General features: G+C 68.8%; 23 protein-coding genes and 1 tRNA gene. 11 read left to right on the top strand and 13 right to left on the bottom strand.

The genetic code is table 11. From position 1 onward, the window contains the following. Positions 1-61 precede the first annotated feature (61 nt). Together ACPCHZ_RS24105 and ACPCHZ_RS24100 are read left to right on the top strand one after the other, a co-directional pair. On the top strand, positions 62-1276 hold the full coding sequence (locus tag ACPCHZ_RS24105; protein ID WP_423487049.1) for a cytochrome P450: 1215 nt from the start codon (positions 62-64) through the stop codon (positions 1274-1276). Continuing rightward, positions 1273-1683, top strand: coding sequence for a hypothetical protein (locus ACPCHZ_RS24100; RefSeq protein ID WP_423487048.1), 411 nt, complete (start codon positions 1273-1275; stop codon positions 1681-1683). Before ACPCHZ_RS24105 ends, ACPCHZ_RS24100 begins: the two co-directional genes overlap by 4 nt. Positions 1684-1704: 21 nt before the next feature. Here ACPCHZ_RS24100 and ACPCHZ_RS24095 read toward each other — a convergent pair. Continuing rightward, positions 1705-1775, bottom strand: a tRNA-Cys gene (locus tag ACPCHZ_RS24095). Positions 1776-1888: 113 nt separating this feature from the next. On the opposite strand from ACPCHZ_RS24095, the gene ACPCHZ_RS24090 reads away from it, so the two are divergent. Next, positions 1889-2626, top strand: coding sequence for an MgtC/SapB family protein (locus tag ACPCHZ_RS24090; RefSeq protein WP_423487047.1), 738 nt, complete (start codon positions 1889-1891; stop codon positions 2624-2626). Here the strand turns inward: ACPCHZ_RS24090 and ACPCHZ_RS24085 are convergent. Next, positions 2623-4011, bottom strand: coding sequence for an MFS transporter (locus ACPCHZ_RS24085; protein WP_423487046.1), 1389 nt, complete (start codon positions 4009-4011; stop codon positions 2623-2625). The genes ACPCHZ_RS24090 and ACPCHZ_RS24085 overlap by 4 nt on opposite strands. Before the next feature lie 50 nt (positions 4012-4061). Beyond that, complete coding sequence (gene uvrB / locus ACPCHZ_RS24080; RefSeq protein WP_423487045.1) at positions 4062-6224, bottom strand: excinuclease ABC subunit UvrB; 2163 nt, start codon at positions 6222-6224, stop codon at positions 4062-4064. Positions 6225-6360: 136 nt separating this feature from the next. Between uvrB and ACPCHZ_RS24075 the strand changes: the two genes are divergently transcribed. The 3 genes from ACPCHZ_RS24075 to ACPCHZ_RS24065 all read left to right on the top strand — a co-directional run bounded on the left by ACPCHZ_RS24075 (position 6361) and on the right by ACPCHZ_RS24065 (position 8670). Continuing rightward, a complete protein-coding gene (locus tag ACPCHZ_RS24075; protein ID WP_423487114.1) occupies positions 6361-6798 on the top strand; it encodes a DUF402 domain-containing protein in 438 nt (145 codons plus the stop codon). Positions 6799-6810: 12 nt separating this feature from the next. Then, positions 6811-7329, top strand: coding sequence for a hypothetical protein (locus tag ACPCHZ_RS24070; protein ID WP_423487044.1), 519 nt, complete (start codon positions 6811-6813; stop codon positions 7327-7329). Positions 7330-7395: 66 nt separating this feature from the next. Continuing rightward, entirely contained in the window at positions 7396-8670 is a 1275-nt protein-coding gene (locus tag ACPCHZ_RS24065; protein ID WP_423487043.1) for an HNH endonuclease, read from the top strand. A gap of 10 nt (positions 8671-8680) precedes the next feature. Here ACPCHZ_RS24065 and ACPCHZ_RS24060 read toward each other — a convergent pair whose 3' ends face one another. From ACPCHZ_RS24060 to ACPCHZ_RS24030, 7 genes are all read right to left on the bottom strand, one after another. Continuing rightward, on the bottom strand, positions 8681-9445 hold the full coding sequence (locus ACPCHZ_RS24060; RefSeq protein ID WP_423487042.1) for an ABC transporter permease: 765 nt from the start codon (positions 9443-9445) through the stop codon (positions 8681-8683). After that, positions 9442-10236, bottom strand: a complete 795-nt coding sequence (locus ACPCHZ_RS24055; protein ID WP_423487041.1) for an ABC transporter permease — start codon at positions 10234-10236, stop codon at positions 9442-9444. The genes ACPCHZ_RS24060 and ACPCHZ_RS24055 overlap by 4 nt, the downstream gene beginning before the upstream one ends. After that, positions 10233-11177, bottom strand: coding sequence for an ATP-binding cassette domain-containing protein (locus ACPCHZ_RS24050; RefSeq protein WP_423487040.1), 945 nt, complete (start codon positions 11175-11177; stop codon positions 10233-10235). Before ACPCHZ_RS24050 ends, ACPCHZ_RS24055 begins: the two co-directional genes overlap by 4 nt. A 47-nt stretch (positions 11178-11224) precedes the next feature. Then, on the bottom strand, positions 11225-12529 hold the full coding sequence (locus tag ACPCHZ_RS24045) for a wax ester/triacylglycerol synthase family O-acyltransferase (RefSeq protein WP_423487039.1): 1305 nt from the start codon (positions 12527-12529) through the stop codon (positions 11225-11227). A 258-nt stretch (positions 12530-12787) separates the two neighbouring features. Beyond that, entirely contained in the window at positions 12788-13966 is a 1179-nt protein-coding gene (coaE, locus tag ACPCHZ_RS24040; protein WP_423487038.1) for a dephospho-CoA kinase, read from the bottom strand. A 136-nt stretch (positions 13967-14102) separates the two neighbouring features. After that, positions 14103-15548, bottom strand: a complete 1446-nt coding sequence (gene rpsA / locus ACPCHZ_RS24035) for a 30S ribosomal protein S1 (RefSeq protein WP_264015247.1) — start codon at positions 15546-15548, stop codon at positions 14103-14105. A gap of 144 nt (positions 15549-15692) precedes the next feature. Beyond that, on the bottom strand, positions 15693-17243 hold the full coding sequence (locus ACPCHZ_RS24030; protein ID WP_423487037.1) for an AMP-binding protein: 1551 nt from the start codon (positions 17241-17243) through the stop codon (positions 15693-15695). Positions 17244-17406: 163 nt separating this feature from the next. On the opposite strand from ACPCHZ_RS24030, the gene ACPCHZ_RS24025 reads away from it, so the two are divergent. After that, the gene (locus tag ACPCHZ_RS24025) at positions 17407-18582 is read left to right on the top strand and encodes a PrsW family intramembrane metalloprotease (RefSeq protein ID WP_423487036.1); all 1176 of its coding nucleotides are present in this window, start codon (positions 17407-17409) and stop codon (positions 18580-18582) included. A 15-nt stretch (positions 18583-18597) separates the two neighbouring features. Here ACPCHZ_RS24025 and polA read toward each other — a convergent pair whose 3' ends face one another. Both polA and ACPCHZ_RS24015 read right to left on the bottom strand, forming a co-directional pair. Continuing rightward, complete coding sequence (gene polA / locus ACPCHZ_RS24020) at positions 18598-21258, bottom strand: DNA polymerase I (protein ID WP_423487113.1); 2661 nt, start codon at positions 21256-21258, stop codon at positions 18598-18600. A gap of 79 nt (positions 21259-21337) precedes the next feature. Next, a complete protein-coding gene (locus tag ACPCHZ_RS24015) occupies positions 21338-22228 on the bottom strand; it encodes a LysR substrate-binding domain-containing protein (protein WP_423487035.1) in 891 nt (296 codons plus the stop codon). A gap of 70 nt (positions 22229-22298) precedes the next feature. On the opposite strand from ACPCHZ_RS24015, the gene ACPCHZ_RS24010 reads away from it, so the two are divergent. Together ACPCHZ_RS24010 and ACPCHZ_RS24005 are read left to right on the top strand one after the other, a co-directional pair. Then, on the top strand, positions 22299-23450 hold the full coding sequence (locus tag ACPCHZ_RS24010; RefSeq protein ID WP_423487034.1) for an FAD-dependent monooxygenase: 1152 nt from the start codon (positions 22299-22301) through the stop codon (positions 23448-23450). After that, on the top strand, positions 23447-24121 hold the full coding sequence (locus tag ACPCHZ_RS24005) for an alpha/beta fold hydrolase (RefSeq protein ID WP_423487033.1): 675 nt from the start codon (positions 23447-23449) through the stop codon (positions 24119-24121). Before ACPCHZ_RS24010 ends, ACPCHZ_RS24005 begins: the two co-directional genes overlap by 4 nt. On the opposite strand, the gene ACPCHZ_RS24000 is transcribed toward ACPCHZ_RS24005, so the two are convergent. Beyond that, positions 24115-24450 carry a hypothetical protein gene (locus ACPCHZ_RS24000; RefSeq protein WP_423487032.1) on the bottom strand — a complete coding sequence of 112 codons (336 nt, stop codon included), beginning with the start codon at positions 24448-24450 and terminating at the stop codon, positions 24115-24117. The two genes, ACPCHZ_RS24005 and ACPCHZ_RS24000, sit on opposite strands and share 7 nt — an antisense overlap. Positions 24451-24592: 142 nt before the next feature. Between ACPCHZ_RS24000 and ACPCHZ_RS23995 the strand changes: the two genes are divergently transcribed. Both ACPCHZ_RS23995 and ACPCHZ_RS23990 read left to right on the top strand, forming a co-directional pair. Continuing rightward, entirely contained in the window at positions 24593-25051 is a 459-nt protein-coding gene (locus ACPCHZ_RS23995; protein ID WP_423487031.1) for a Zn-ribbon domain-containing OB-fold protein, read from the top strand. Next, the gene (locus ACPCHZ_RS23990) at positions 25051-26262 is read left to right on the top strand and encodes a lipid-transfer protein (protein ID WP_423487030.1); all 1212 of its coding nucleotides are present in this window, start codon (positions 25051-25053) and stop codon (positions 26260-26262) included. The genes ACPCHZ_RS23995 and ACPCHZ_RS23990 overlap by 1 nt, the downstream gene beginning before the upstream one ends. Positions 26263-26271 lie beyond the last annotated feature (9 nt).

The raw sequence follows: 26271 nt of genomic DNA, 5'->3' as shown, positions 1-26271 counted from the left end.
GCTCGCGTCGGCGCTAACGTTCGCCATGGTGTGGCTTTTCCACGCCGGGGGGAGGTTCCGCATGCCCGAGGACGCCATCACCATCGGCGGTGTGGATTTCACCGATCCGGAGACCTATGCACGCGGCGCGCCGTATGAGGCCTTCGCCGCGCTGCGCCGCCACGCCCCGGTGGCCTGGCACCCGCACGGCGACAGCGGTTTCTGGGCACTGACCGGTTACGACGAGGTGCGCGCAGTGTCGCGGGACAGCGCGACGTGGTCGTCGCAGGCGACCGGGGTGTTCTTCGACGTGCCCCGTCCCGAGAACGCTTACCAGCTCGAACTGATCATGGTGAGCATGGACCCGCCGCGGCACACGGCCCTACGCGCGCTGGTCAGCAAGGGATTCACCCCACGCCACGTCGCCCGGCTGAGCAGCCACCTCACCGACATGGCACGGCAGATCGTCGACGACGTGATCGAGCGTGGTGAATGCGACTTCGTCGAGGACGTCGCCGGGGCGCTGCCGTCGTACGTCATCGCCGAACTCCTCGGCATCCCGCTGCAGGACGGCCGCCGGCTGTATGCGCTCTCCGAACAGATGAACACCGGGGACATGAGCCCGGCCGTTGAGCGGGCTCAGATGCAGGTCTTCGAGTACGCCAACGACCTGGCCATCCGGAAGCGCGCCGAGCCCGCCGACGACATCGCCAGTGCGCTGCTGCATGCCGAGGTCGACGGCGAGCGCCTGACCGACTTCGAGTTCAACATGTTCTTCCTGCTGCTGCTCAACGCGGGCGGCGACACCACCCGGAACCTGATCGCCGGAGGCACTGTCGCGCTGCTGGAGCACCCCGGCCAGCGGGCCCGGCTGATGGACGACCCGTCGCTGCTGCCGTCGGCGATCGAGGAGATGCTGCGCTACACCAGTCCGGTCGCGGCATTCACCCGGACCGCGACCTGCGACACCGCGTTGGGCGGCATCCCGATCCGGGCGGGCGGACGGGTGGCGATGTTCTACCCGTCCGCCAACCGCGACGAGGCCCACTTCGACGATCCGGACCGCTTCGACGTCGGCCGGACACCGAATACGCACCTGGCCTTCGGTGGCGGCGGCACGCATTTCTGTCTGGGCGCCAACCTCGCGCGGGTGGAAGCCGCCGCGATCTTCCCCGAGGTGCTCACCCGGATGGCCGACCTGGAACTGGCCGGACCGGTCGAGCGGGTGCGTTCAGTGCTGATGAACGGGATCAAGTCGATGCCCGTCCGCTTCACACCGGCCACGGTCGCGGTGTGAAGAAGCTGCTCGAGATCTTCCTGGGGCACTTCGAGTTCATCTACGCGGATCCGCGGTACCGGTTCACCGACTCGCGAACCCACGCGCCGAACGCATCGCTGACCGTTTCGGGGCCCGATCTGACCTGGTTGATCGTCCTCGACCGCGGACAGCTCGAGCTGTCTGCGTCATCGACCCGTCTTCCCGGCGACGGCTTCGGAATCTCGTTGATCAGGCAGTACGTGCTGCGCGACGACGACATCCGCTACCTGTCCGCCCCCGAGGAAGTCGACTGGGCGCGTGCGAACCTCGAACTGATCGAACGATTGTTCTCCGACGCTTCGGACGTGGAGTCGATCACGAGAGCACTCGCGGATCTTCGCCGGAGCAACGGCGAGAAATACTGGGGGCCCGCAGCTTCGACGTGACGCCACGAGCGCCTTATTCGGAGCGGATGACGGGATTCGAACCCGTGTAAACGGCTTTGCAGGCCGGTGCCTAGCCACTCAGCCACACCCGCGATGTTCCCCACCATGTCAGCAGGTGGACGCCTGCGCCAGGGTTTCGATCACCGTGATCGGCGGTCGGCGCGGCACACCGGGCCCGGCCGCGGGTGCAGCTAACTTGATCGGCATGGAGGCGTGGCTGGCGGCCGGTGACCCGTTCTTCGGCGGTCCCGGGCAGGGGCCCCGGCAGATCGTCGAATTGTTCGTCGCATTCGGCCTGACCGCGCTCATCGGCGTCGAACGCGAGATCCAGGGCAAGAGCGCCGGGTTGCGCACCCAGACCATCGTCGGGACCGCCGCGGCGCTGATCCTGCTGGTGAGCAAGTACGGGTTCCTCGACGTCGTGGTGCCGGGCACCGTCGAGGTGGACCCGTCGCGGGTCGCAGCCCAGATCGTCTCGGGCATCGGGTTTCTCGGCGCAGGCATCATCATCTTCCGTCGCGGCTCGGTACACGGGCTGACCACCGCGGCCGCGGTGTGGGAGTCGGCCGCGATCGGCATGGCCGCAGGCGCCGGTCTGCTGCTCCTCGCCTGCACCGTGACGGCCATGCACTTCCTGATCGTGCTCGGGTTCATGCCACTGACGCGCCGCCTCGCCGCCCGGTTGAGCGGATCGATCCGCCTGCACCTGACGTATGCGGAGGGCCGCAGCGTGATGCGCGACGTGCTCGCTGCCTGCGACCGGCGGGGATGGCAGCTCTCCGAACTCGCCTCGGACACCGGCGGCGAGCCCCTCGGAGCGCCCGCCCACAGTGCCGGTGTGCTGTTGACGTTGTCCGGCAACGGAATTCTCAACGCGCCGACCGTGCTCGCCGCGATCGACGGCGTCACCTCGATCCGCCAACTCGAGGACGACCCCGACTAGGTGGTGCGACTCGCGCGGTAGGAGGCGAGCAGACCGATCGCCGCCAAGGCCGCGAACACGGCGAACAGCCATCGGGCTGCGCCCACATCGCCGCCGTCGGCCATGTTCACCACCACGCCGGCCAACCCTGCGCCGATGGCGCCCGACACCAGTTGCACGGTGTTGATGGCCGCTGCGGCGGCACCGCTCTCGACCGGGTCGTCGTCGACCCCCATGATCCAGGCGGAGAGATGCGGCCACGCCACTCCGACACCCACACCGGCGACGAACAGACCGACCGCCCACACCGCGATCACCGGCCACCGTGGGCCGTCGTCGATCGTGAGTGCCGTCACCGCGAGCCCGACGGTCATCAGCAACGGCGCGACGGCGACCAGCCGGGCGGCGCGCCGTCCGTGCGCCGATGCACTCATGATCTCCGACGTGGTCCAGCCGATCGCCAGCACCGCGCCCAGGAATCCCGCCACCACCGGCGCCATGCCGGCCAGCCGTTGGCCGAACAGCGGCACGTACATGTCGGCCATCGTCGCGGCCATCAGGATGCCGATCGTCAGGTACATCCACTTGAGCGGTCCGGGTTCGAACGCCGCACGGGGCAACACCCGGGCCTTCGCGCGGCGGTCGACGAACAGGAACGCGGCGATCAGCAGGACGCCTGCGGCGAGCATGCCCGCCGTGGCGGCGGGGTGCTGCTGCACGCCGGCGACGCTGATGGCCAACGCCGACGCGCCGAGCAGCAGCAGCGACCACAGCGGGATCCCGGTGCGCACCGACGGCGCCTCGCCGCCGGTGTCGGGCAGCGCGATCGGCACCAGGGCCATCATCGCCACAGCCAGGATCGCCAGTGAGCCGAAGGCCCATCGCCAGAGCCCGAATTGGGCGAACAGGCCACCTATCGACGGGCCGATGATCACGCTGACACCCCACATCGCCGACACCAGCGCCGACGCCCTGGTCCACAGCCAACTCGGCAGCGCGGCGTTGATCACCGCGTAGCCGAGTCCGGCCAGCACGCCTCCCGCGGCACCCTGCAGCGTGCGGGCGAGGAGCAGCAACTCCATCGACGGGGCCAACGCGCAGCCGACGGTGCCCACCGCGAACGAGGTCAGCGTGACCAGATATGACGCCCGCGCGCCGAATCGCAGCAGCAACGGGTTGACCGCGGTGGCCGCGACCACCGAGCCCACCAGGTACACCGCGACGACCCAGGCGTAGAACCGTTGGCCGCCGATGTCGGCGACGGTGCTGGGCAAGAGGCTGATGGTGAGGAACTCGTTCGTCGCGTACAGCCCGACGCCGCCCGCCAGAAGCGTTGCGGTTCCCAGTCGTTCGCGGCCGAGCAGCGCGCGCCAACTGCCGGCCGGGACGGTGCTCACGTCATTCACATCCGCCACGCTAGGAGCTCAACCGCTGTTCAGGTCAAGCCCGCGGCCGGTCACTTCAGCCCCGCGGCGTCCATGCCGCGCAGTTCCTTCTTCAGATCGTGGATCTCGTCGCGGATCCGGGCGGCCAGCTCGAACTGCAGATCCCGCGCGGCCGTCATCATCTGCTCGGTCAGGTCCTTGATCAGGTCGGCCAATTCCGCCCGCGGCATGTTGGACGTGTCGCGGCCCTCGATGATCCCCGCGCTCACTGCCCGCCCTGGCTCGCCCTGCGCGCGCCTGCCCCGAGAGGCGTTGCGACCCGAACCGCCGACCTCGACGGTCGCGTCGGTGTCGTCGGCCTCGCGGTAGACCTGGTCGAGGATGTCGGCGATCTTCTTGCGCAGCGGCTTTGGATCGAGCCCGTGCTGCGCGTTGTACGCGACCTGCTTGGCCCGACGGCGGTCGGTCTCGTCGATGGCCTCCCGCATCGAGTCGGTGATCTTGTCGGCGTACATGTGCACTTCACCGGACACGTTGCGCGCCGCGCGACCGATGGTCTGGATCAGGCTGCGCGCCGAGCGCAGGAACCCTTCCTTGTCGGCGTCGAGGATCGACACCAGCGAGACCTCGGGCAGGTCGAGACCTTCGCGCAGCAGGTTGATGCCGACGAGCACGTCGTACTCCCCCAGCCGCAGTTGCCGCAGCAGTTCGACGCGGCGCAACGTGTCGACCTCGGAGTGCAGGTAACGCACCCGGATGCCCGTCTCCAGCAGGTAATCGGTGAGGTCCTCGGCCATCTTCTTGGTCAACGTCGTGACCAGCACACGCTCGTCGGCCGCCGTGCGCTTGCGGATCTCGCCGATGAGGTCGTCGATCTGGCCCTTGGTCGGCTTGACGACGATCTGCGGATCGACCAGCCCCGTGGGACGAATGACCTGCTCGACGAACTCGCCGCCCGTCTGACTCATCTCGTAGGGCCCGGGGGTCGCCGACAGGTACACCGTCTGGCCGATGCGGTCGGCGAATTCCTCCCACGTCAGGGGGCGGTTGTCGACGGCGGAGGGTAACCGGAAGCCGAAGTCGACGAGATTGCGCTTGCGGGACATGTCACCCTCGTACATGCCGCCGATCTGCGGGACGGTGACATGCGACTCGTCGATGACGAGCAGGAAGTCCTCGGGGAAGTAGTCGATCAGCGTGGCGGGTGCGGTGCCCGGTCCGCGACCGTCGATGTGCCGCGAATAGTTCTCGATGCCCGAGCAGAACCCGACCTGCTTCATCATCTCGAGGTCGTAGTTCGTCCGCATCCGCAGCCGCTGCGCCTCGAGCAGCTTGCCCTGGCCTTCCAGTTCGGCCAGCCGTTCCTCGAGTTCCTTCTCGATGCTGGAGATGGCTTGGGCCATCCGCTCGGGCCCCGCGACGTAGTGGGTGGCCGGGAAGATGCGCAGCGAGTCGACCTTGCGGACCACGTCACCGGTCAGCGGATGCAGGTAGTAGAGCGCCTCGATCTCGTCGCCGAAGAACTCGATGCGCACCGCCAGCTCCTCGTAGGAGGGGATGATCTCGACGGTGTCGCCGCGGACCCGGAACGAGCCACGGGTGAAGGACATGTCGTTGCGGGTGTACTGCACGTCGACCAGCAGGCGCAGCAGTGCGTCGCGCTGCACCTCGTGCCCGACCTGCAGTTCCACCGACCGGTCCATGTAGGACTGCGGCGTGCCCAGTCCGTAGATGCAGGACACCGAAGCCACCACGACGACGTCGCGCCGGGACAGCAGGCTCGACGTGGCCGAGTGCCGCAGCCGCTCGACGTCGTCGTTGATCGAGCTGTCCTTCTCGATGTAGGTGTCCGTCTGCGCGATGTACGCCTCGGGTTGGTAGTAGTCGTAGTACGACACGAAGTACTCGACCGAGTTGTGCGGCAACATCTCCCGCAACTCGTTGGCCAGCTGAGCGGCCAGTGTCTTGTTCGGCGCCATCACCAGCGTGGGGCGTTGGAGCCGCTCGATGAGCCAGGCGGTGGTGGCCGACTTGCCGGTGCCGGTGGCGCCCAGCAGGACGATGTCGCGCTCCCCCGCCCTGACCCGGCGCTCGAGTTCCTCGATGGCCGCCGGCTGGTCACCCGCGGGGTCGTAGGGGCTGACCACCTCGAACCGGTCACCGGTGCGCACCATCGCCTCGACAGGCCGGTACTCGGAGTGCGCGAGTACGGGATGTTCGGTAGCGAAAGCCATGTTCACCAGGGTAAGCGCGAGGTACGACAAGTTCATTCCCGCGGCCGTCCGCACGCCTTATCCTGACGCCATCCACCCGCCGAAAACCGAGACATTCGACCTGCGCGCCCGCACGAACACCGACCCCAAGGGCATCGTGCGGGCCGTCGACGTCTACACGGTCACACCGTGGGGGCTGTACCTCGCGCGCCCGACGCCCGGCCGCGAGCAGTTCCACTATCTCGAGTCGTGGCTGCTTCCCGCGCTGAACCTGCGGGCCACCGTGTTCCACTTCAACCCGGGTCACGAACGCGACCAGGACCACTATCTCGACGTCGGCCACTTCACCGCCGGGCCCGACGTCTGGCGGTCCGAGGACCACTACCTGGACCTGGCGGTACGCACGGGCCGCGGAGTCGACGTGCAGGACGTCGACGAATTGCTGGCCGCGGTCCGCGACGGCCTGCTCGCTCCCGAGGTTGCTGAAAAGGCGGTGCGGACGGCGCTCGACACGGTCGAAGGACTGACCCGGCACGGCTATGACCTGCACAGCTGGCTGGCGGACAACGGCGTGGCCCTGACGTGGCGCGGGTAGTAAGGTCGGCTCATGAGTTTCGTGAAGCGCGGATGGATGGTGGCCGCCGCGACGGCCGCGCTGTTCGCGGGCGCGCAGCTGACCCCGGCTCTCGCGCCGGCCGATCCCGAGGGCCAACCGCAGGTGGAGGCACCGCCCACGGGCACCGAGGTGCTGCACAACATCGTCTACCGGGCCCGCGTCGACGGTGTGTCCCGCGGGGCGACGATCACCTACGCCGCGGAGGGCGACCAGACCCAGACCGCGAACCCGACGATGGTTCCCGGTCGGGTGGTCGACATCAACACCGTGCTGCCCGCTTCCGGCGTTGCCACGATGAAGGTCCAGGTCAAGTGGCCGTATTCGGCGAACCTGCACTGCGAGATCCTGGTCGACGACCAGTTGGTGGCCCAGGCGGACGACTTCGTCGCGCCGCGACTGATCCCCAACCGCGACGACCCGGATTTCGGCTCGCTGTCCTGCCAGGCCCCGGTGACCGCTGAGGCGCTGCCCGCACCGGCCGACCCCGCCGCACCCGCGCCGCCCGCCTGACCGGCGGGACTTCCGCGCGGATGTCGCATCTGGCGCGTGTCGGAGGGTTGGTTTATGATCGAACACATGTTCGAACAGTTGGCGACGGTGCCTCCCAGTGCCGATGAGGCGGGGTTGCGGGCACGCCTCGAGGAGTTGGAGGCGGCGAAATCCGCTGCCGCGGCCGGTCAGGCCCGGGTCACCGCCGAACTGGACCGGATGCGTCGCGCCGCCGAGGCTGCCGCCGGAGTGCCCGCCGCCAAGCGGGGCCGCGGGCTGGCCGCCGAGATCGCGCTGGCCCGCCGCGACTCCCCCAACCGCGGTGGCCGCCACCTCGGATTCGCCCGCGCCCTGGTCCACGAAATGCCGCACACATTGGCAGCATTGGAATGCGGGGCGCTCTCGGAGTGGCGCGCCACCCTCATCGTGCGGGAATCGGCCTGCCTGAGCATCGCCGACCGCGGCACCCTCGATGCCGAACTGTGCGGGAACGTGCGGCAGTTGGCCGGCAAGGGCGACAAGCGGATCACCTCCGAGGCCAAGACGATCGCCTACCGCCTCGACCCCCAGGCCGTCGTCGACCGGGCCGCCAAGGCGGTCGGTGAGCGCACGGTGACGATTCGCCCCGCGCCCGACACCATGACCTATGTGACGGCACTGCTGCCCGTAGCCCAAGGTGTGGGGGTGTATGCCGCGTTGAAGAGGGCCGCCGACACCACCTTCGACGACCGCTCCCGCGGCCAGGTCATGGCCGACACCCTCGTCGAACGCATCACCGGCACCCCCGCCGACGTCGCGGCGCCGGTCGCGGTCAACCTCGTCATCTCCGATCAGACCCTGCTCGGCGGCGACGAGACACCGGCCCATCTGCAGGGCTACGGCCCCATCCCGGCCGCCGTCGGCCGGGGCCTGGTCAACGCCGCCGTGCGTGACAAGCGGTCCAAGGCCACCCTGCGCCGGCTCTACCGGCACCCGCGAAGTAATGCGTTGGTGGCGATGGAGTCCCGCTCACGCTGCTTCCCGAAAGCGTTGGCGACATTCATCGACCTGCGCGACCAGACCTGCCGCACCCCGTACTGCGACGCCCCGATCCGCCACCACGACCACGCCCAGCCCCACTGCCACGGCGGACCCACCAGCGCGCTCAACGGCCTCGGCGAATGCGCGGCCTGCAACTACACCAAAGAAGCCGACGGCTGGCAGGTCACCACCACCGAACGCGACCGCATCCACGGCGCCACCTTCAAAACCCCCACCGGCGGGATCTACCACTCCACCGCACCACCACCCCCGGGCACCATCGAGATCTACGACAGCCACGTCGAACTCCACATCGCCGTCGAGATCGCGAAAGCCGCCTGACGGAGCTAGCTCACCGGGTGCTTGCGTTGCGGTAGCCGGCGACCATCGGCGCCGCGCACACCGCCGCCGTACCGACCGACCACACCAGCACGCCCAATACAGGGGCAGCCACCGGACCACCGAGGGCGAGGCCCTTCATCGCATCGATGGCGCAACTCATCGGCTGGTACTGAACCACCGGTTGCAACCACGCCGGGTACTGCGTGAGCGGGACGAACCCGGTCGAGAAGAACACAAGAAGTGCGATGCCCAGTCCGGTCGCCTCGGCGACCACGACATTGCTCAGCCGCACAGCCACGGTGACGACCAGCACCGAGAAGCCGAGTCCGAACAACACCGGTATGCACACGTACAGCGGCAGCACCCAAATACCCTCTGTGAAGCGGAAACCTAGCGCGACCCCGGCGACGAGCACCACCGCCACACTCAACAGGATGCGTGCGGCCTCAGCGGCGAAACGGGCCAACAGGCCCGAGGACCGGCTGATCGGCAACACCCACATCCGCGCGAGCAGACCCTCATCGCGTTCCCGCATCAGCGCGATGCCGGCAGCGGAGGATCCGAAGACCGCGCCGACGAGAGCCGTCATCGGCACGGTGCCGTAGAGCGCATCGTGGCCGGAGACCGCGGTCACCGGCCGCCCGAACACGAGGTCGACTGCCAGCAGGAACATCACCGGCAACAGCAGGGCCTCGATGACAGTGCGCGGGTCGTGTCGCCACGAGATCAGCAGCCGGTGCCACTGCACCCATGTCTCGACCGCGACCCGCCTCATCCTCGGTTCCTCGCCGTCAACCTCCGGTGCCACACCACGGCGGCCACCGAGAGGACGACCACCCAGCCGCATGCGGCGGCCACCGCCCGACCCGGCCCACCCGCGTCCCCGGCCAGTGCCCGTAGCGCCTCGACGAACACCGAGACCGGCTGGTGGCGGACGACCGGCTGGATCCAGCCGGGGAACTGCTCGGCGGGCTGGATGCCCACCGACAGATAACCGAGTATCAGCTGCGGCACCAGGAGCAGGTGGGGTGTCGCCTCCGGCCTGCGGACGGCCACGCCGATCACGTCGCCGACCAGAGACACACTCAGGCCGATCGCGATCACCAGCATGCAGAATGCCGCGGTGCGAACGCCGTTGCCGTAGAAGCGGAATCCGATGGCGTAGCCGCACCCGATGGCGACCGCCAGGGCGACCGTGCACCGATACCCGTTCGCGGTCATGCGGGCCGCCAACGGGACGAACGGCGACACCGGCAGGGTGCGGAAGCGTCGCTCGACCCCCTGCACGGCATCGGTGGCTGAGCGGATGGCGGCCGACATCGCCGCGAAGAACACCGCCTGTACGGCGATGAGCGGCATCAGGTACTGCGCATACCCGCCGCGCCCCGGCACGAACGCACCCATCACCTCCCGCAAAGGCACGTAGAAGCTGACGGTGAACACCGCGGAGAGTGCGATGGCGATGGCCAGTTCGCCGTTGCGCAACGGGGGCGCGACGACGCGCACGGTGAGCACCCACCACTGCTGCACACCCGACGGATCAGGCCGCGCCACAGTCGACCTCACGACAGCGCGTCGACCGTCGGTGCCGCCCCGTTCCCGGTCAGCGAGAGGAAGACATCGTCGAGTGAGGGCCGGCGCAGGACGACGTCGGCGACCTCGACACCGGCTGCCGCCAGCTCGGTGAGTACACGAAGCAATGTGGTCGCCCCGTCCGGCGCCGGCATGATCACCCGGTCCCCCGCCACCGCGACCGCCACATCGCCGCGGTCTGGCGGCAGCAGCGGCCGCATCAACGCGGCGACCCTCGCCACGTCGGCCGGGTCTCGCGGCACGACCTCGCAGAAGCTCGCGCCGGTGCGCCCCTTGAGCGTCTGAGGCGTGCCTTCGGCGATCACCACCCCGTGGTCGATCAGGATGATGCGGTCACTCAGCGCGTCGGCCTCCTCCAGGTACTGGGTGGTCAGCAGCGTCGTGATTCCTTCGGCCTTGAACCGCCGCACCATGGTCCAGACCCCCTGCCTGCTGCGTGGGTCCAGCCCCGTCGTCGGTTCGTCGAGGAACACCACTTCGGGGCGGACCACCAGTCCGCACGCGATGTCGATGCGGCGCCGCATCCCACCGGAGTAGGTCGACACCCTGCGGTCCGCCGCCCCGGTCAGCTCGAACTCGGCGAGCAGTTCGTCGGCGCGAATCCGTGCCGCGGCTTTACGCAGTCCCTGCAGACGGGCGAACATCACCAGGTTCTGCCGACCGGTGAGCATGGTGTCCACCGCGACCTGCTGACCGGTCAGCATGATTTTCTTGCGCACCTCGGCAGCCTGGTTGGCGACATCGAACCCCGCGACAAGGGCGCGGCCGGTGTCGGGTCCGGTGAGGGTGGACAGAATGTCCACCAGGGTGGACTTGCCGGCGCCGTTCGGCCCGAGCAGTCCCACCACCTCGCCGCGGTCGATGTGAAAGGTGATGTCCCGCAGGGCCGTCACGTCACCGAACGACTTGCTCACTCCCTCGACCGCGACCGCTGGGTGAGCGGCCCCGGCGGGAACCGTGGTCACAGACCGGCCGCGCGTTCGAGATCTTTCAGGGCCGTCTCGAAGAGGTCGAGGAACCGCGCGAGCCCGGGCACCGTCGCGGTGTTGCCGACCGCCGAGAACGTGACGTTCTCGCCGTCGCTGATGAGGCCGAAGTTCAGCGCCTGCCCACTCAGCGTCGGGGCGAGCGCGTACGTCGCGAGGAGTCGCGCTCCCCCGCGGTACAGCGCTTCCCGCGGCGCAGGCACCTGGGAGATGGACACGTTGAACACCGGCGGGATGCGGCCACTCCCCACCGGGGCGCAGATCAGGCCGGCCAGGTGGATCGCGACCTGCTGCGGCAGCGATCTGATGAACCGCTTGTTGTAGTCCATCGACCGGTTGATGATCCGCAGTCGCTGCACGGGATCCTCGAGGTGCGTGCCGAGATTGCACACCGCGCTGCCGAAGATGTTGCGTTCGTTGGCCTCCGTCCCGGTCCGCATGCTCACGGGCAGCATGCCGAGCATCGGAGTGTCCGGCAGCGCGTCACAGTCGGTCAGGTACTCGCGGAGCGCGCCGGAGATCATCGCGACCGACACGTCGTTCGGGCTGACGCCCACCGCCTTCGCCACGTCGGTGATCCGGGCCATCGGCCACGATCGCACCGCCACGCTGCGCTCGCCGCCGGCGGGTGCATTGAACATCGTGCGTGGCGCGCGCAACACCGGGAACAGCTCGCGCTCCCGCAGTGCCGCCCGGATCGCCGACGCCGACCGGCGCGCCGCCCTGGCGGTGCCGGCCGCCCTGGTCGCCCTGCTGCGGGGCGCCGGCCGCGCGGCCGGCGCCGCCGGGCTCGCGGGCTGCCTGGCCCAGGACGCCCGCACTTCGCGCTCCTCGGGGTCCGTGCTCAGCGACTGGTGCAGCATGCGCATCCCGGACACACCGTCGAGTAGGGCGTGGTGGGTCTTGGTGTACACGGCGAACCGTCCGCCCTCCAGACCGCCGATGACCGTCGCCCTCCACAGCGGCCGGGTGCGATCGAGCAGGCCACTGTGCAGCCCGGAGAGCACGCGGAAGAATTCGGTGTCCCCGCCGGGAGCGGGTAGCCAGAGCATCTCGAGGTGGTCGTCGAGGTCGATCTCGGTGTCGTAGGACCACCGCACCGCAGAGGTGCCGCGGCGCGTCTGCCGCGGGTGACCGGTGAAGACCGTCGCCACATCGGTGCAAGCCCGCATCTTCGCGAAAATTTGCTCGACGAAGCCGGGTCCGGCGTCGGCCGGTGGCTCGAAGATCTGCAGGGACGCGATGTGCATCGGATGCCGAGCAGTCTCCAACGTCAGCATGACTGCCGCTTCCGGCGTGGCGAACTGCGGCAAAATAGTTTCCCCTTCAAGCGAACTCGTGCGGAAACGCAGAGGGGCGCCCGGAGTCGGAACCAAGGAACCCAGCTGCGACGGCACGATGTGCCGGCATCCGGTACCACCTGGTGACTCAAGCGCCCACCGCGATGCTACGCAGGGAATTGCTTAGCCGCGCGATGAACCGGCAAATTATGCCCCAGCGTCAACGGCACCCAGGGGACGGACCGTTATTCCTACGCGCTAGGGCCGCCAGCCGGTGTCGTCGGCCCAGGCGCAGGCGCGCGGGTAGGCGTCGACGAACCAGGGCTCCTTGGCGTCCGCGTACTCGGCGCTGCTCGCCGGCGCAGCGGCCACCACCCGGCGTTTGAGCGCGACGTACTCCTCGCGCGCCGATTCGTCGGCCCGCAGCCAGTCCCGGAAGATCAGTGCGAACCGCTGATTGGGCCAGCCGTCGACCCGCAGGTGCACATTGGTCGGCCGGCCGGGATCCGCCGATGCGTGAACCCGCTTCTGCCACAGCGCCGCATCGTCGGTGTGCGGGGTATCCGCGGAGATCGGCGCGATCCGCGGGTAACCCGCCGCCGACAGTGCATCGCGCAACTCGTCGGCGACATCCAGCGACGCGACGGTCACCTGTATGTCGATGACGTCCTTGGCGTCCAGGCCGGGCACCGCCGTCGAGCCGATGTGGTCGATGCGCACGGCACGATGCCCGCAGGCGGTGGCCAACCGGGCCAGGATGCGGCCCGCCTGGTCCGGCCAGGTCGGATCGGCCGGCACCAGCCGCGGCTGAGCCGCCGCGCAGCGTCCGGCATCGACGTTGGCCGCGAACGGAACGATCCGGTTGTGCCACAGGTCCCGCGCACGCGCGACGAGGTCGTCGGCGGTGCCGGAGTTGTCCAGCCACACATCGGCAACGGCGCGGCGCTGCTCCTCGGTCGCCTGGGCGGCGATCCGGGCCCGGGCGTCGGCCTCGGTGAAGCCGCGGTGTTCGATCAGCCGGGCCACCCGCACGTCCTCGTCGGCGTGCACGATGATCACCAGCGGGAACATCGGCGCCATCTGCGACTCGACCAGCAGCGGGATGTCCTCGACGATCACCGCGTCGGCGGGGGCGGCGGCGATGAGTTCTTCGCGGCGTCGCCCCACCAGCGGGTGCACGATGCCGTTGAGGGTCTTGCGCTTCTCGTCGTCGCTGAAGGCGACCGCCGCCAGTGCCGGGCGGTCGAGCGCACCGTCGGGCCGCAGGATGCCGTCGCCGAACGCCTCGACCAGCGCGGCCAATCCCTCTGTTCCCGGCTCGACCACCTCGCGCGCGATCACGTCACCGTCGACGACGATGCCGCCCAGTTCGTCGAACGTCGACGACACCGTCGACTTTCCCGCACCGATTCCGCCGGTCAGTCCGATTCGCAGCACGGGGACAGTCTGTCAGGACCCCGCGGAGAGGAGCGAAGCGACTCGAGCAATCAAAGCCCGGAGACGACCGACGCCCCGGCTCGAATGAGCCGGGGCGTCAGCCGTTCTGACAGGTCTGTCAGATCAGGCAGCTGAATCAGGCGTTGCCTGCGAGCTTCTCCCGAAGCGCTGCGAGCTGCGCGTCGCTGGCGAGCGATCCGCCGGCCGACTCACCCTCGGAGCGCGACGAACCGTTGGCCGATGCGGGCCGTGCGGCCTCCTCGGCCTCCGCAGCGGCGAACTTCTCCATCTGCGCGGTGTGCATCTTGTGCCGGCGCTCCGCCTCGGCGTAGCGGGACTCCCACTCTTCACGCTGCTTCTCGAAACCCTCGAGCCATTCGTTGGTCTCGGAGTCGAAGCCCTCGGGGAAGATGTAGTTGCCCTGGTCGTCGTAGCTGTCGGCCATGCCGTACTTCGACGGGTCGAACTCGTCGGTGTAGTCCTCGTTGGCCTGCTTGAGGCTCAGCGAGATCCGGCGACGCTCCAGGTCGATGTCGATGACCTTGACCATCGCGTCGTCGCCGACCTGGACCACCTGGTCCGGGACCTCGACGTGCCGCTCGGACAGCTCGGAGATGTGCACCAGGCCCTCGATGCCCTCCTCGACGCGGACGAACGCACCGAACGGCACCAGCTTGGTGACCTTGCCCGGCACGATCTGACCGATCGCGTGGGTGCGGGCGAAGTGACGCCACGGATCTTCCTGAGTCGCCTTGAGCGACAGCGAAACCCGCTCGCGGTCCATGTCGACGTCGAGCACCTCGACGGTGACCTCGTCGCCGACGGTGACGACCTCGGACGGGTGGTCGATGTGCTTCCAGGACAGCTCGGAGACGTGCACCAGGCCGTCGACGCCGCCGAGATCGACGAACGCGCCGAAGTTGACGATCGACGACACGACACCCTTGCGGATGGCGCCCTTCTGCAGCTGGTTGAGGAACTCGCTGCGGACCTCGGACTGCGTCTGCTCGAGCCACGCGCGGCGGGACAGCACCACGTTGTTGCGGTTCTTGTCGAGCTCGATGATCTTGGCCTCGATCTCCTTGCCGATGTACGGCTGCAGATCGCGGACACGACGCATCTCCACCAGCGACGCGGGCAGGAAGCCGCGCAGGCCGATGTCGAGGATCAGGCCGCCCTTGACGACCTCGATGACGGTGCCCTTGACGGCCTCGTCCTTCTCCTTGAGCTCTTCGATCGTGCCCCAGGCGCGCTCGTACTGAGCGCGCTTCTTGGACAGGATCAGGCGGCCTTCTTTGTCCTCCTTGGTGAGGACCAGGGCCTCCACCTCATCGCCGACGGACACAACCTCATTGGGGTCGACGTCGTGCTTGATGGAGAGTTCGCGGGAAGGGATGACACCTTCGGTCTTGTACCCGATGTCGAGCAAGACTTCGTCGCGATCGACCTTGACGATCGTCCCTTCGACGATGTCGCCATCGTTGAAGTATTTGATGGTCTTGTCGATGGCGGCGAGAAAATCCTCGGCCGAGCCGATGTCGTTGACGGCTACTTGCGGCGAGGTGGCGACGGGACTTGGCATATTGTTGGGTTGCTCCGGACAGCTTTGGTAGTAGGGACCGTGAATGGGGCTGTACTGAACCCGCGATAGTGCACACAGGTACGCGTCGAGGTTACTCGACTAGGCACACGCAGGACAAACTCGGGTCTGCGAGCGAGCGTCCGCTCAGACCAGCCGACCGTCACGATGCTGCCAGTATTTCTCCCGCAACTGGCGCTTGTAGAGCTTTCCGGTGGGCAGGCGGGGCAGCTGCGCCTCGAAGTCGACAGTGCGCGGGACCTTCTGCCGCGCGAGGTGGTCCGCGCAGAAGCGGATCAGCTCCTCGGCGAGCTGCGGGCCGGGAGTGATTCCGTCGATCGGCTGCACCACCGCTTTGACCTCTTCCCCCAGGTCCTCGTTGGGCACCCCGAACACCGCCGCGTCCGCCACCTTCGGATGCGTGATCAGCAGGTTCTCGCACTCCTGCGGGTAGATGTTGACGCCGCCGGAGATGATCATGAAGGTGGCGCGGTCGGTGAGATACAGAAAGCCGTCGTCGTCGACATACCCGATGTCGCCCACGGTGCGCAGCGATCCGTCGGCGGAACTGCCCTCCGCAGTCTTCACCGGATCGTTGAAGTAGGAGAACTCGGCGCCCGCCTCGAACCACAACGTGCCGGGTTCACCGGTGGGCGACGGCCGCATGGCGTCGTCGAGCACGTGGAGTTCGCCGAACACCACCTTCCCGACGGTGCCGGGATGGCCCAGCCACTCGTCGGCGTCACACGCGGCGAAGCCGAGCGCTTCGGTGGCGCCGTAGTACTCCATGATGATCGGCCCCCACCAGTCGATCATCTGCTCCTTCACCTGAACAGGGCACGGCGCAGCCGCGTGGATGGCCACCTCCAGGGACGAGACGTCGTAACGTCCGCGGACGTCCGCGGGCAGTTTGAGCATGCGCCAGAACATCGTCGGCACCAGTTGGGTGTGGGTGGGCCGGTAGTGCTCGACGAGCCGCAGGAAGAGTTCGGGGTCGAAGCGCTCCATGATGACGGCGGTGCCGCCCATCCGCAGAGTGAGATTCACCCCGGTCCAGGGCGCGGAGTGGTACAGCGGCGCGGGCGACAGATACGTCATCCCGTCGCGGAACCGCCACAGCCCGGCCATGAAGTCCATCACCGGCAACGACCGCGCGGGTTCCTGCTCGGGTAGCCGGCGCAGGATCCCCTTCGGCCGGCCGGTGGTGCCCGAGGAGTACAGCATCGCGGTGCCGAGCGATTCGTCGGCGATCGGGATGTCCGGACAGCCCACGGTCGCCTCGTCGAGGTTCAGGATCCGGCTGCCCGCTCCCGGTCCGTCGACGACGAGCGCGACCGTGACGTCGGGGCATTGCTTCAACGCCTCGACGGCGACGGCGCGCTTCTCCTCGGAGAAGATCAGCACCTTCGATTCGCTGTTGTTGACGATGTAGGCCACCTCGTCCGCCGTCAGGAACGAGTTGACGCACGTGTAGTAGAGGCCGGAACGTTCGCCTGCCGCACAGCACTCGATGTGCCGCGGATTGTTCTCGGTGAAGATGGCGTAGTGGTCGAGGCGCCGGAGTCCACGGTCACGCAGGAAGTGCGCGAGCCTGTTCGAGCGGGAGTCGAGTTCCGCGTAGGTGACCGACTCGCCCGTGCCCGCCATGACGAACGCCGGTTGTTGCGGGCGGAGTTTCGCGTGCTGACCTACGTACATCTGTTTCCCGAGCCGATCCGGACCGTCGACGACACGGCGCGTGTGGCCGTTGACCTGGAAAGTAGACCTCTGCCGGCGCAAGCACCCACAATTCGGCAAAGCCGTCGGTGAGGACGCAACCGGACGCACCACCCTCGCGGGCCCCCACAGCTACCCTGCTCTGGTGTCCCATCCTGCGACGACACCGTATTCACACCCGTATCTGCCCGGCTTCCCCAGGCGTGTGCGCAAAGTAGGTGCACCGATCGGCGTGATCATCCTGCTCGGCACCGTGGTGGGGCTGCTGGTCATCGGCATGACCGCGCTCAACCCGGTCGGCGCGGCGATCGGCTTTGTCATGTCGACCGTCGCGATCGCGGTCGTGGTGCTGGCCTACCTGTGGCTCGACCGCTGGGAGCCCGAGCCGCTGCGGCTGCTGATCTTCGCGTTCCTCTGGGGCGCCTCGGTCGCGGTGGTGGCGTCGGTGGTGCTGGGAGCGATCTTCGAGGCGGTGCTCGACCCCGGCGGGGACGGGAACAGCGCCGTGTCGACCTGGTTGGGAGCGCCGCTGGTCGAAGAGGCCGCCAAGGGCGCGTTCCTGCTGCTCATGATGACCGGCAGACGGCGCAACGAACTGAACTCGCTGACCGACTGCCTGGTGTACGCGGGCATCGTTGCCGCCGGCTTCACCTGGCTGGAGGACATCCTCTATATCTCCGCAGGCGAATCGCTCGGCGACTCCCTGGCCACGGCGGCGATGCGGCTGGTGATGGCGCCGTTCGCGCACTCGCTGTTCACCACCATGTTCGGGATCGGGGTCTACTACGCGCTGCACCGGCGCGGCGCGGGCGCCAAGTTCGGCTGCATCCTGCTCGGCTACGCCGCCGCGGTGTTCATGCACGCCCTGTGGAACGGCTCGTCGCTGCTGAGCTGGCAGTTCTACTTCGCGGTCTATCTGCTCTGGATGGTGCCGATCTTCGCGCTGGCAATCGCCCTGGGGGTGACCAGCCGGCGCAGGGAGCAGCAAATCGTGGCCTCGAAGCTGCCCGGGATGCTCGCGGCCGGAATCGTGACACCGAACGAGGCGACCTGGCTCGGGTCGATCGGCACACGCAGGTCCGCGGTCACCGAGGCCTCCCGGCTCGGTGGCCGGCCCGCGGGTAAGGCGGTCAAGGAGTTCGCCGCTCAGGTCGTCGAGCTGGCGTTCGTGCGCGACCGCATCGACCGGGGCTTCGGCGATCCGCGGGTGTTCGCGCTGCAGAACGAGGAGGCGTACTGGGTCGGCGCCGCGCGTGCGGGCGCACCGGTGCTGCACACGATGGCGGGCTACCGCGCGATGGGCGGCCGGCCCCGCCGCTGAGCAGCGAGCGGTCGCCTAGTGCGCGGCGGCGTCCCAGCTGCGGCCGTATCCGACCGACACCTCGAGCGGCACGTCGAGGGGGTAGGCGCTGCCCATCTTGTCGCGCACCAGCGCCTCCACCGCGTCGCGTTCGCCCGGCGCCACCTCGAACAGCAATTCGTCGTGCACCTGCAACAGCATTCGCGACGACAGCCCGGCGTCCTCCAGCGCCGCCGCGGTGTCGATCATCGCGACCTTGATGATGTCCGCCGCGCTGCCCTGGATCGGCGCGTTGAGCGCTGCCCGCTCCGCCGCCTCGCGGACGTTGCGGTTGCTGCTGTCGAGCTCGGGCAGGTAGCGGCGCCTGCCGAACACCGTCTCGGTGTATCCGACCTTGCGGGCCTGGTCGACGACGGACTGCAGGTAGTCGCGCACCCCGCCGAATCGCGAGAAGTACTGGTCCATCTGGACCTTCGCCTCTTCGGTCGAGATCTTGAGCTGAGCGGCCAGACCGTAGGCGCTCAGCCCGTACGCCAGGCCGTAGGACATCGCCTTGACCCGCCGCCGCAGCTCGGCGGTCACCTCGTCGATGGGCACCGAGAACGCCCGCGATGCGACGAACGAGTGCAGGTCCTCGCCGGTGCGGAACGCCTCGATCAGGCCGTCGTCCTTGGACAGGTGGGCCATGATCCGCATCTCGATCTGGCTGTAGTCGGCCGTCATCAGTTCCGCGTAGCCCTCGCCGACGACGAACGCGTCGCGGATCCGCCGGCCGGCCTCGGTGCGAATCGGGATGTTCTGCAGGTTCGGCTCCGTCGACGACAGCCGGCCGGTCGCGGCGATGGTCTGGTTGAACGTGGTGTGGATCCGCCCGTCGGACGCCACCGAATTGAGCAGCCCGTCGACGGTGACCTTCAGCCGGGTCGCGTCGCGGTGGGTCAGCAGGTGCTGCAGGAACGGGTGCCCGGTCTTGTCGAACAGTGACTGCAGCGCGTCGGCATCGGTGGTGTATCCGGTCTTGGTGCGCTTCGTCTTCGGCATCTCCAGCTCGTCGAAGAGCACCGTCTGCAGCTGTTTGGGTGAGCCCAGGTTGATCTGCTTGCCGATCACTTCGTATGCCGCCTCCGCCGCATCGCGGATCTGGTCGGCGAATTCGCTCTGCAGCTGCTGCAGCTGGTCGAGGTCGACGGCGATGCCCGCGTGCTCGAGGTCGGCCAGCACCCGCTGTACCGGCAGCTCCATCCGGTCCAACAGCGACGAGGAGTCGATGCGGGCCAGTTCCTCGTCGAGTGCCTCGGCCAGGTCGAGCACCGCGACGGCGCGCAGGATCACCGTCTGGACAGCCTGGTCATCGACGCCGTCGGAGTCGTCGAGCAAAGAGAGTTGTTGTTGCTCAGGGTTTTCCGCACGCAGCTCGCGACGAAGGTACCGCAGCGACAGATCGTCGAGGGAGAAGCTGCGCTGACCGGGGCGCACCAGGTAGGCCGCCAGCGCGGTGTCCGAGGTGACGCCCCGCAGCGTCCAGCCGCGTCCGGCCAGATCGTGCATGGCCAGCTTGGCTTCGTGCAGCGCCTTCGGCGGCCCGGGGTCCGCCAGCCAGGACGCCAAGGCCGCCTCGTCCTCGGGATCCAGTGTCGCGGTGTCGATGTAGCGGCCCTCCCCGTCGGCCGCCACGATGGCCAGTGCGGTCGCGTCCGCGTCGTAGGCCAGGTGGGTCCCGACGACGGCGAGTCCGAACCGGTTGCCCAGGCTGTGCTCGGAGAGCCAGGCCGCCAGCTCACCGCGTTCCAGGGCCCGTCCGCGGTAGTCGAATCCGTGCTCGACCTCGGGGTCGACCGAGGCGAGTGTCTCGAACAGCCGGTCGCGCAGCACCCGGAACTCCAGGTCGTCGAAGAGCCGGTGGATCTGGTCGCGGTCCCACGGCTGCATCTTCAGCGTGTCCGGGGTGTGGGCCAGCGGCACGTCCTTGACCAGGTCGGTCAGTTCACGGTTGAGCACCACGCTGGACAGGTTGGCCCGCAGCGCGTCGCCGACCTTGCCCTTGACCGTGTCGACCTGGTCGACCAGCGCCTGCAGCGATCCGTATTCGGCGATCCACTTGGTGGCCGTCTTCTCCCCCACGCCGGGGATACCCGGCAGGTTGTCGCTGGGGTCGCCCCGCAACGCGGCGAAATCCGGATATTGCGCCGGGGTGAGGCCGTACTTCTCCTGCACGGCCTCAGGGGTGAACCGGGTGAGCTCGCTGACCCCCTTGCGCGGGTACAACACGGTGACGTTGTCGCTGACCAGTTGCAGGGCGTCGCGGTCACCGGTGACCACCAGCACCCGGTGCCCCTCGGCCTCGGCCTGGGTGGCCAGGGTGGCGATGATGTCGTCGGCCTCGAACCCCGGCTCGGCCAGGACGGCAATGCCGAGCGCGACGAGCACCTCCTTGGCGATGTCGATCTGGCCCCGGAACTCGTCAGGTGTCGACGAACGGCCGGCCTTGTACTCCGGGTACTTGTCCACACGGAACGTCTGCCGCGACACGTCGAACGCGGCGGCGACGTGGGACGGGCTCTCGTCGCGCAGCAGGTTGATCAGCATGGCGGTGAACCCGTACACGGCGTTGGTGGTCAGGCCGCCCTGGGTCTTGAAGTTCTCGGCGGGCAGCGCGTAGAACGCCCGATACGCCAGCGAATTGCCGTCCAGCAGCATCAACGTCGGCTTGTCGTCCGTCGCGGCGGCGGCCTTCTTCTTGTCGGTGGCGGTACGGGCGGGGCTCACCCGCCTAACTCTAGGCACCGCCCCCGACACGCACGTGCTCCCGGGCCATGCCGACCAGGACGCGGGCCGCCGGGTTCATCGGACCCCTGGCCCGCCATGCCAGCACCAGCCGGCCGCGCAGCTGCGGCGTGATGGCCACCGGGTGCACGTCGTCGCGCGACCGCGACACCGACTGCGGCACGATCGCCACGCCCAGCCCGCGCGCGGCGAGGTCAGCGAGTGCATCGGGTGTGCTCGCCTCGAACGCGATCCGCGCAGTGACTCCCGCGGACCTGCATGCCTCGTCCAGCCTGCGGCGGATGCCCGTGCCCACCGGAAGCGCGATGAGGGGCCGCGCGGTCAGCGCGGGCACCGAGGCCCGGGAGCGACCCCACCACGGGTCGCCGCGCCCGACGACCGCCTCGATCGCCTCGTCGGTGGTCACCTCGACAGCCAGGCCCGCGGGCACCTCGTCGGAGCCGACCGACACGATCGCCAGGTCGAGCCGTCCGGACAGCAGGCCGTCGACCAGCGCGTCGGAATCCTCGGTGCCGAGCGTGATCTCCACGGCCGGGTGCGCCGCGTGGAACGCCGCGAGCAGGGCGGGCATGTCGACGTTGTGCGCCGTCACGGTGCCGATCGCCACCGAGCCGCGCACCAGGTCGCCGATCTCCTCCATCGCGGTCCTCGCGTCGGCCACGGCGGCGAGCGCGGCACGCGCGTGCGGCAGCACCGCCGCGCCCGCCGCGGTGAGCCGCACCGCCCGCCGGGTGCGGTCCAGCAGCGGCTGGCCCAGCTCGCGCTCCAGGCGGGCGATCTGCGCGCTCACCGCGGGCTGGGCGACGTGTATCCGCGCAGCCGCCCGGGTGAAGTTGGCCTCCTCGACCACCGCGACGAAATACTCGAGCTGACGGAGTTCCATAAGTGTTGATTATAGTTTTCCGCAGATACTGGTATTGGACTTATAGCCGACCCCGACGCACCGTCGAGATATGAGCGAAACGACGGTGCTGATCGCCGGTGCGGGCATCGGAGGGCTGACCACAGCGCTCACCCTGCACCGGCGCGGAATAACCACCCTCGTCGTCGAGCGGACGCGCGAACTGCGCCCACTCGGCGTCGGCATCAACCTGTTGCCGCACGCGGTGCGCGAGCTCGACGCACTCGGGCTCACCGACGCGGTGGCCGCCGCGGCGGTCGCGCCGAGGGCGATCGGCTACTTCGACAGCACCGGCACCGAGTTGTTCCGCGAGCCACGCGGCGTCGACGGCGGGTACCGGCATCCGCAACTCTCGGTGCACCGCGGCCTGCTGCAGATGATCCTGCTCGACGCGGTCCGCGACCGCCTCGGCGGGGACGCGGTGACGACGGCGGCCGGGCTGCGGTCGTTCACCCGCGACGGCGCCCGGATCGTCGCGCACACCGACTCCGGCGACGTCACCGCCGACGTCCTGGTCGGCGCCGACGGCATCGACTCCGCCGTGCGCACGGCCCTGCACCCCGTCGGCGACCCGTTGCGGTGGTCGGGAGTGCGGATGTTCCGGGGGGCCGCCGCGCGGCCGGCCTTCCTCGACGGGCGGACGATGGCGATCGTCAAGGGCGACAACGGCATCGACCTGATCGCTTACACGATCGGCGAACACCTGGTGAACTGGGTGCTTCAGGTTCCCGCAGGCGACCCAGGCGTCCTGCACGGTGGTGCCGGTTGGAACCGTCCCGCCGACCCGGCCGCCGTCGCCGGCCTCGTCGGGCACTGGCGCCTCGACTGGCTCGACGTCGCAGAGATGGTCGGCACGACGGCCGAGGTGTTCGAGTACCCCATGGTCGACAGGGACCCGCTACCCCACTGGGGCGACGGCCGGGTGACGCTGCTGGGCGACGCCGCGCACCCGATGTACCCGGTCGGCGCGAACGGCGGCTCACAGGCCATCCTCGACGCTCGTGTGCTGGCCGACGAACTCGCCGCCGGCGACACCGAGCGCGCGCTGCGGCGCTACGAGGAGCAGCGCCGCCCCCAGACCGCCGACGTCGTCGCCGCCAACCGCCGAATGCTCAGTGAGGGCACGACTTTTCACCCCGACGAGCTGGCCCGGGTGACCGCCCGGTACCGATCCGACACTCACGCAGACAGGAGACGAGCATGACCACCTATGTCCTCATCCCCGGCGCCTGCCACGGCGCCTGGTGCTTCGATGACCTGACCGATGCGCTGCGCGAGCGCGGCCACCGGGTGTTCGGCTACACCCTCACCGGTGTCGCCGAGCGCGCCCACCTGGCGCACGCCGGCGTCAATCTGGACACCCACATCACCGACGTCGTAACGGCATTGGCCGCCGACACCGACGCCGACGATCTGGTGCTCGTCGGCCACAGCTACGGCGGCATGGTGATCTCCGGTGTCGCCGACCGCATCCCGGACCGGGTCGACGCGCTGGTCTACCTCGACGCGCTGCTGCCCCGTGACGGCGAATCGTGCTGGCACCTGGTCAACGACGAGGAACGCGAGTGGTACCTCGACGTCGACGACACCGGCTACGGGGTGCCGCCGATGCCGTTCTTCGACTCCAGGGCCACCGCGCACCCGCTGGCGTCCTTCCTGCAGCGGATCAAGCTCACCGGCGACCTCGGCCGGTTCCGTCGACGCGACTTCGTCTACGCCCTCGACTGGCCCGGCGAATCACCGATGCGGTCGTCCTACGAACGCGTCCGCGACGACGACTCCTGGCACGTCCACGAACTCGACGGCAAGCACAATCTGATGCGCGACAATCCCGACGACGTGCTGCGCATCCTGCTCGACGCAGGGACTCAATAGCCGAGGAGCTTGCGGAACCGCTGCCCCACCGCCATCGACTGGCCCATCCGCTGCACCCAGCCGTCGAGCGCCGCCTTGGTGTCGGCCTGCTCGAAGCCCTTCTCCTGCGCGATGGCGATCATGCCGGCCTCGTCGGTGACGCCGCGAGCCTGCGCCTGGCGGGCGAGGTCGGCGTAGTCCTGCAGCGAGAAACCGTTGATCGGCTGCCAGATCGCATCGTCCGCGGCGACCGACCGGGTCGACGGCCCACCGAAGATGGCCGGGTCGAGGGGTCCTGCGCCCCGCACGTGCACGGTGCCGGCCTGCTGTGCCTTCTTGAACAGTCCCATGATCTCTCCGAATCTCTCCCGGCTCCCCGACGCTGGTGTCGAGACGAATTTCCGGTGCGAGGCACAGTCCACCCGGCGGTGACCGCTACCGATCCCGACTTCGCGGCGATGATCAAACTGGAACACGTTTCAGTTCTGCCCGATGGATCGGTACGCTGACCGCGTGTCAGAAGCAGCAACGCAGCCAGCCGTCGACGGCTGGTTCGCCACCGACGGGTCCGGAACTCCCTATCTGCTCGGCGGCAAGTGCCACCAGTGCGGCACCTACGTGTTCCCGCCGCGTTCCGGTAACTGCCCCAACCCCGGCTGCGACGGCGACGACCTGGCGCAGGTGCCGCTGTCACGGCGCGGCACCCTGTGGAGCTACACCGAGAACCGGTACGCCCCGCCGCCGCCGTATCCGTCCCCGGATCCCTTCGAGCCGTTCGCCGTGGCCGCGGTCGAGCTGGCCGACGAAGGCCTGATCGTGCTCGGCAAGGTGGTCGACGGCACGCTCGCCGCGGACCTGCGGGTGGGCATGCAGATGGAACTGACCACCATGCCGCTCTACACCGACGACGACGGCGTCGAACGCATCGTCCACGCCTGGAGGATCGCCTGATGAGCCCAGCAACAGCTCCCGAGCCGCTCTACATCCTCGGCGCAGGCATGCACCCCTGGGGCAAATGGGGCCGCGACTTCACCGAGTACGGCGTCGTCGCCGCCCGCGCCGCGCTCGCCGAATCAGGACTGGACTGGACCCAGATCCAACTGGTCGCAGGCGCCGACACCATCCGCAACGGCTATCCCGGCTTCGTGTCCGGCGCGACCTTCGCCCAGAAGCTCGGCTGGAACGGCGTGCCGGTGTCGTCGAGTTACGCGGCGTGCGCCAGCGGATCACAGGCCCTGCAGAGCGCGCGCGCCCAGATCCTCGCCGGATTCTGTGACGTCGCACTGGTGATCGGCGCGGACACCACCCCCAAGGGCTTCTTCGCGCCCGTCGGTGGCGAGCGCCGCAACGACCCCGACTGGCAGCGCTTCCACCTGATCGGCGCCACCAACCCGGTGTACTTCGCGATGCTGGCGCGCCGCCGGATGGACCTCTACGGCGCCACCCTGGAGGATTTCGCGTCGGTCAAGGTCAAGAACGCCCGACACGGCCTCGAGAACCCGAACGCCCGGTTCCGCAAGGAGACCTCGGTCGACGACGTGCTGGCCAGCCCGGTGGTCTCCGATCCGCTGCGGCTGCTCGACATCTGCGCCACCTCCGACGGCGCGGCCGCGCTGATCGTGGCGAGCAAGGCGTTCACCGAGAAGCACCTGGGCTCCACCGAAGGAGTGCCCTCGGTGCGGGCCGTGTCCACGGTCACCCCGCAATACCCGCAGCACCTTCCGGAACTCCCCGACATCGCCACCGACTCCACCGCGGTGGTGCCCGCGCCCGACCGCGTCTTCAAGGACCAGATCCTCGACGCGGCCTACGCCGAGGCGGGCATCGGACCCGAGGATCTCAGCCTCGCCGAGGTGTACGACCTGTCCACGGCGCTGGAACTGGACTGGTACGAACACCTGGGCCTGTGCCCGAAGGGTGAGGCCGAGCAGCTGCTGCGCAGCGGCGCGACGACCGTCGGCGGGCGGATCCCCGTCAACCCGTCGGGCGGACTCGCCTGCTTCGGCGAAGCCATTCCCGCACAGGCGATCGCACAGGTCTGCGAACTCACCTGGCAGCTCAAGGGCCAGGCCACCGGGCGGCAGGTCGAAGGCGCGAAGGTCGGCGTGACGGCCAACCAGGGGCTGTTCGGCCACGGCTCGTCGGTGATCGTTGCCCGCTGACGGTCCTGC

It is taken from the genome of Mycobacterium sp. NPDC050041, from assembly GCF_049541695.1.
Lineage (GTDB): Bacteria > Actinomycetota > Actinomycetes > Mycobacteriales > Mycobacteriaceae > Mycobacterium.
The sequence above is the reverse complement of the archived record's forward strand: the minus strand, read 5'-3'. Positions and strand labels throughout refer to the sequence as shown.